The organism is Tenacibaculum finnmarkense (assembly GCF_900239185.1).
Taxonomy (GTDB): domain Bacteria; phylum Bacteroidota; class Bacteroidia; order Flavobacteriales; family Flavobacteriaceae; genus Polaribacter; species Polaribacter finnmarkensis.
Genome location: NZ_OENA01000040.1, coordinates 1 through 6,191, shown reverse-complemented (window position 1 = coordinate 6,191; position 6,191 = coordinate 1). Strand labels below are relative to the sequence as shown.

Here is a 6,191-nt window from a genome sequence, read left to right as displayed (position 1 = left end):
AGTTTGTTTTAAGACTATTTTTGTGTTTATATTTGAGTTCATATTTGTAGTGATATTTGTATTCATTTTTATAGCTAAATGTGTGTACAAATATAGCGACTATTTTAACTAAGGAAGTAACTAAAGTAACTATTTTTATGAAAATAAAGGAGCGAATTCTTGTAGTAACTGATTTTAAAGGGATTGCAAAGGAAAAATTCTTTAAGGATTTAGCTATTTCTTATGCTAATTTCAAAGGAAAAGCAAAAGAAAAAGCATTAAGTTCAGATGTTTTAGCTAACATAGTGACTAAATATCCTGAAATATCGTCTTTGTGGTTACTAACAGGAAAAGGCGAAATGTTAGTTTCCGAAAAAGCCGAAAAATCCGAAATTGAAAAAGAAAATAAAGAGTTAAATACAGAAATTCGAGAATTAAATACAGAAAATCGTGTATTAAATCGAGAAATTCGAGAATTGAATACAGAAATAAAAAATTTGAATAACGAAATTATACAGCTTACTACTGGGCAATCTAAAAGAGTAGGCTAAATAGTAATAGTTGTATGAAAGTTGTTTTTAAAAAGAGAAATTAATAATTAATTTAATAAAATGCTAGAAATGAATAATTTTTTTAAAGTAAGTGTAGTTGCAATCGTTTTAATGTTTGCTTCTTGTAGTGATGATGCGCCAACAGTATTTGATAATACATTAACCGTTAATGTTTTTTCTTTTAATAATGGAACAAAAATGACCGAAGTATATGGAGCAAAAGTATTCGTTTATAAATCGTTGCAAGATTTAGCCGATGAAGAAAACGTGGTTACACAAGGTTTAACAGATGAAAAAGGACAATTTGAAACATCAAAAAATATAGAAAAAGGAGTTAATTATTTTGTTGATATTGAAAAAGGTTGTCAAAATAATTATGTAGATATTTTTACAGGTAAGGAAAGTAGTTATAAATCTAAAAGAACTACGGATAGTTCACAGTTAGCTACAATTTCAATAGAGGAAACAGGAACTGTAAAATTAGTAAACGGAAATGAATTTGATGTTTTAGTTTTATTAGATAATGTAGAGGTTGCTACTCTTAATGCTGCTGATATTTATACTGGCGAATATGACGATATGTATCTTACTTTACACGCTGGTTCATACAGTGGTTTGAAATTAGTTAATACTAATACAAACGAAGAAATGAGTAGTTCTTCAATTAAAATTACTTGCAATGAAGAAAAGAAATATTTACTTGATATAGATTTAAAATAAGCATCTTTTAAACTAAAAAAAAGCGATTACAATTCGTTTGTATTCGCTTTTTTTTAGCTAAAACCTTAAAAAACAACAATTAAGACAATAACAAGTGAGTATAAAATTTTATTTAATTTTATACTCATAAATTTTATACTCGTATTTTATACTCTTTTTATACTCATAACAAAGCTAGTAACAATAAGGCTTACAGCGGTTTTTTTAGTAGTGAGTATAAATAATACATCTATTTCTATAATAATATATAGTAATAATAATAATATATATAATAATAGAGGAGAACAACATTAAGGTTTGTTTTATAGCTCTGCTTCTCGCTACAAAAAAACCCTAAAACCCTTTATTTTAAAGGGTTTTTTGTTGTTTTATTCGCTACAAACACAAAGCGAGCCAAATTCGAGCTAAAAACATATCATTTTTTACAGTTGATTTTAACCAAAAATCAATATAAAAAAAATGTCAAAACTTCAAAAAAACAACTCCCTCGTACCTTTTATAGATTACGTTCCTGCCGAATTAAAAGAAAATAAAGTTTGGAAAATTGTGTATTATGCCCTAGACCCCTACGAAACAAAGCTAAACAAGCGATTAAAAATAAAAAGGCATCGAGTAAAGAATTTAAAATGTAAAAAAACAAGGAGGATATACGCTCAAACAATTGTAGCCAAATTAAACGAACAATTAATGCGTGGATGGACTCCGTTTGACCGTGCCAATAACGAGCCAATAACGAACGAAAAACCACTAAAAAAAGTAAAATTGTTTGATCTATTTGATAATTATTTACATCAAATAAATCAACAAACGGCAAAAAAATCTTTGCGACCAGATACTTTAAGAGCTTATACAAGTTATATCAAAAATTTAAAAGCATTTTTAACCGAAAAAAAACAAGCAAATTGCGAAGTTTCCCACTTTAACGAAAAATTTTGTCGTGATTTTTTAGATATGATTTTTTATGAACGTAAAAATTCAGCTAGAACACACAATAATTATTTAGGTTTTATATCGCTTTTTAATCGTTGGCTTATCAAACGGAATTATCTAAATGTAGATTTCACAGGTTTTATAGATAAAATTAGAGTTTCTGAAAAAATCAGGACTATTATTCCATTAAAAGAACGAACGGAGATTTTTAATCATTTAGAAGAAAACGATAAGCACTACTTCGCTTTATGCTATACCGCTTTTTACTGCTTAATCCGTAGAACTGAATTATCTAAATTAAAAGTTGCTGATGTTCTCTTAAAAAATGGAATTATTAGTATTTCAGCCGATGTTAGCAAAAATAGAAAATCGCAAGTAGTAACGATTCCAAGCCAATTAATACATGTTTTAATAGATCATTTAAAAAATGCTAATAATCATGATTTTCTATTTTCTGATGATAATTTTAAACCTGGAGAAACTCAATTAGAACCTAAAAAAATATCTGATACTTGGAGTAAATACAAAAAACAGCTAAATTTCAGTAAGTTTTACCAATGGTACTCTTTGAAAGATACAGGAATTACCAATTATTTACATTTAGGCATACCAACAATTGACGTTAGAAACCAAGCAAGACATTATTCAATTAAGCAAACCGAAGAATATTCACCCAAAACAATACTAAAAGCCAGTGGTAATATTCAATCGGCTAAACTTGATATTTAATTTGAGCATTTTCCGTTAGTAGAATACAAATATTTTACGCATTTTCAATGGTTTTGGGGTTTGGGGTTTTTGAAGTTATCATATATACAAACGCCCCCTTTTTCGGTCTTCCTTTTACCGATTCAGAAAATACAAAAAGCGGTATTTAATTATATTTCCGTCCAGTAGAACTAAACTTTATTGAAAAAACAGTGTTTTTTTATACTCACTAGCAAAAAAAACGCTACAAGCCTTATTATTATTGGGTTTGTTGTGAGTATAAAATTTATACTCAATAATACTCGCTTTTTATACTTGTTTGCTTTTTAAATACATAAATTGTTTTAAATCAATAAATTATACTTATTTTTAAATAGTATTTTAATGAATGTTATTTTATACTCACTTGCTTAAAAATTTTATACTCACTACTAAAAACAAGGTTTATATAGATAGTTATACGCTATATTTCCGTTTTTATTTACTAAATTACCTGTTTAACTCAAAAAAAATGCTTGTAATTAAAAGAAAAAATGAAATATAAAAAAATAAGAGAAGAAGAACTCAAGAATAAAGTTGCAAATGATTGGTTTATTGATTTTGACACCACTGAAATACTCGGAAATATCGATTTTACCGTGTTTCCAAAACAAGCCATATTATTTGAAAGAACCCCGCTTCTTTGGGCAGAAGCCAAAACTGGCGATTTTGATGTTTCCGCAATGTTTGTGCAACTTATATTAACTATCGGGAAAGCCAGAACTTTTGATAAAACAATGCCTCCTGCTTTTCTTGGTGCGTTCGATTTTAAAAAAATTGCCTTTATTCCGTACATAAATATTCAAGATATATTTTTTCTGAATGATTTTAACTGGAATGTTACGCCAAGTAATCATGATAGCAAAGAATTTAAACTCATCAAAAATAGAATTGAAAAAACACTAAAACAACAAACATATACGTTCAATTATCTGAAAGATGAAAAAGAATTAAATACGTTTATCAAAAAGAATGTTGCTAAAGCGACGAATAAAAGTAAAATAAAAATTGATAAAAATAATTTTATTCCTATTTATTTGCGTTGGCTAGAAACCGTAAAACCAATTATTGATGTCAATTGGGATGACCTAAAAAAAGAAAATATATTTGATAATGACTTTTATCTTGCCGACTTATTTGTGGATGATAAAGGAACTCAAGATATTGATGACGATATAACAATTCGAGATAATTTATTCGTGGTTTTTAAAAATCAAGGATACACAATTGCCAAAGAAGACATCAAGCAAATGTTTGATGCTACAATAAATATCAGACACAAAGAAACGTATCAGAAATTTTGGAAAATCTACAAAAGACCGCCTTTAAAAGAATATCAAGACTATATAATTGAACGTAGAGATTTATTAGTTCCACAAGATATTCGAGAGCGAAAAGGCGCATATTTTACGCCAAGAAAATGGGTAGAACTTTCTCAAAAATATATTACAGATTATTTAGGTAAAGATTGGCAAGACGATTATTACATTTGGGATTGCGCCGCTGGAACAGGAAATCTTTTAGCGGGCTTAAACAATAAATACAACATTTACGCAAGTACACTTGACCAAGCCGATGTAAATGTAATTCACGAACGAATTGAACAGGGTGCAAATTTATTAAAAAAACACGTTTTTCAATTTGATTTTTTAAATGATGATTTTTCTAAGCTTCCAAAAAGTTTACAAGACATTATTAATGATGAAAATAAAAGAAAAAAACTTATTATTTATATAAATCCGCCGTATGCAGAACATGGTAATCGAAAAACCTTTGCAGGTGAAGGCACTCATAAAAAAAGTGTCGCTACTACAAGTAAAATCTACAATAATTTAAGTAAAACAGTTGGTACAGCTACACGTGAACTTTTTGTTCAATTTTTTTTACGAGTTCATGATGAAATTCCAGAATGCACTTTAGCTTCTTTTAGTACTCTAAAATATATAAATTCTCAAAATTTTTTAAAATTCAGAAAGTATTTTAAAGGAACTAATGAAAGTGGTTTTATTTGTCAATCAAATACTTTTGATAATGTGAAAGGTAAATTCCCTATTGGATTTTTAATTTGGAATTTATCGAATAAACAAGAGATTAAAGTAGCAAAAACGGATATTTTAAATGATTTTGGAGAATATACTGGTTCAAAATATTTCTATTCTTTTGAAAAAAAAGATTTCATAAGTACTTGGCTTCGTAAATATTACGATAAAGAAAATGAAATATTAGCATATCTGATATTACCTGGAATTGATATGCAACAACAAAATGGTGTTTATTTTACATCAAAACCAACAAGTAGTGATATAAAACAGCATAAAACAACTATAATTACAAAAAACAATTTAACGATAATGGCTATTTATTTAGCTATACGTCAAGTTATAAAGCCTAATTGGACTAATAATAGAGACCAATTTTTATTTCCAAATAATCATTGGGAAAAAGATATAGAATTTCAAAACGATTGTTTAGCTTTTACTTTATTTCACGGACAAAATAAAATATCAAGCAATGAAAAAATAAATAATTGGATTCCATTTACAGAACAAGAAGTTGATGCAAACGAGAAATTTGCGAGTAATTTTATGACCGATTTTATAAAAGGAAAAATAAAAATTGAAAGCGAAAAAGAAATTAAATTATTTGCTATTGATAAAAATGAAAATATAAAAAGAGAATTTTCCGAAGAAGCGACAGCCGTTTTTGATGCAGGACGAAAACTTTGGAAATATTATCATTCAAAAGAAAATGTAAACGTAAATGCGTCTTTTTATGATATTCGAGAATATTTTCAAGGAAGAAGTGACAAAGGTAGAATGAATAGCAAAAGTACTGATGCAATTTATACCGAATTAATATCAGAATTACGAGAATGTTTAAAAATCCTCGCCAAAAAAATTGAGCCTAAAATTTATGAATATGAGTTTTTGAAAGGGTAATACTATATTTCTTAAAAAAAATGCCCAAGTCTTCAAAACTTGGGCATAATAATTAAAAACTTTATTTTATTCTAAATCTTTTAAAACTCCTTCAAAAATATTGTATTTCAAATCAGTTAAATTTTTATTTTGATAACGATTTTTATCTGCATAAATATAGTTATCCTGATAATTATCAAATTTTTCAGTAAACAAAATAATATCGGCATCAAATTGACTTTTTGAACCGCCACGCATTTTACCATCCGTAGTTTGCTGAAATATTACAATAAATAATTTACCATCGTATTTTTTACGTAAGTCTTTATCTACTTCAAAACCTTTT

At 27.4% G+C, this 6,191-nt stretch carries 4 protein-coding genes and 1 pseudogene; 4 read left to right on the top strand and 1 reads right to left on the bottom strand.

All coding sequences use genetic code 11. The annotated features are described in order from the left end of the window. Nucleotides 1-80 precede the first annotated feature (80 nt). The 4 genes from AQ1689_RS05330 to AQ1689_RS05315 all read left to right on the top strand — a co-directional run bounded on the left by AQ1689_RS05330 (nucleotide 81) and on the right by AQ1689_RS05315 (nucleotide 5,866). Nucleotides 81-530, top strand: coding sequence for a hypothetical protein (locus tag AQ1689_RS05330; protein ID WP_101955417.1), 450 nt, complete (start codon nucleotides 81-83; stop codon nucleotides 528-530). Between the two features lie 69 nt (nucleotides 531-599). After that, complete coding sequence (locus tag AQ1689_RS05325; protein ID WP_145993736.1) at nucleotides 600-1,250, top strand: hypothetical protein; 651 nt, start codon at nucleotides 600-602, stop codon at nucleotides 1,248-1,250. 459 nt (nucleotides 1,251-1,709) lie between these two features. Further along, nucleotides 1,710-2,909: a tyrosine-type recombinase/integrase gene (locus AQ1689_RS05320; protein WP_101955415.1), complete on the top strand. Its 1,200-nt coding sequence runs from the start codon at nucleotides 1,710-1,712 to the stop codon at nucleotides 2,907-2,909. 512 nt (nucleotides 2,910-3,421) lie between these two features. Beyond that, nucleotides 3,422-5,866, top strand: a complete 2,445-nt coding sequence (locus AQ1689_RS05315) for a hypothetical protein (protein ID WP_101955414.1) — start codon at nucleotides 3,422-3,424, stop codon at nucleotides 5,864-5,866. 66 nt (nucleotides 5,867-5,932) lie between these two features. Here AQ1689_RS05315 and AQ1689_RS05310 read toward each other — a convergent pair. Continuing rightward, nucleotides 5,933-6,191 (bottom strand): annotated as a pseudogene (locus tag AQ1689_RS05310) (hypothetical protein); the annotation flags it as partial.

What these genes read in the sequence shown, in the direction of transcription:
- AQ1689_RS05325 (WP_145993736.1), top strand. Translation starts at nt 600, where the DNA reads ATGAATAATTTTTTTAAAGTAAGTGTAGTTGCAATCGTTTTAATGTTT.
- AQ1689_RS05320 (WP_101955415.1), top strand. Translation starts at nt 1,710, where the DNA reads ATGTCAAAACTTCAAAAAAACAACTCCCTCGTACCTTTTATAGATTAC.
- AQ1689_RS05315 (WP_101955414.1), top strand. Translation starts at nt 3,422, where the DNA reads ATGAAATATAAAAAAATAAGAGAAGAAGAACTCAAGAATAAAGTTGCA.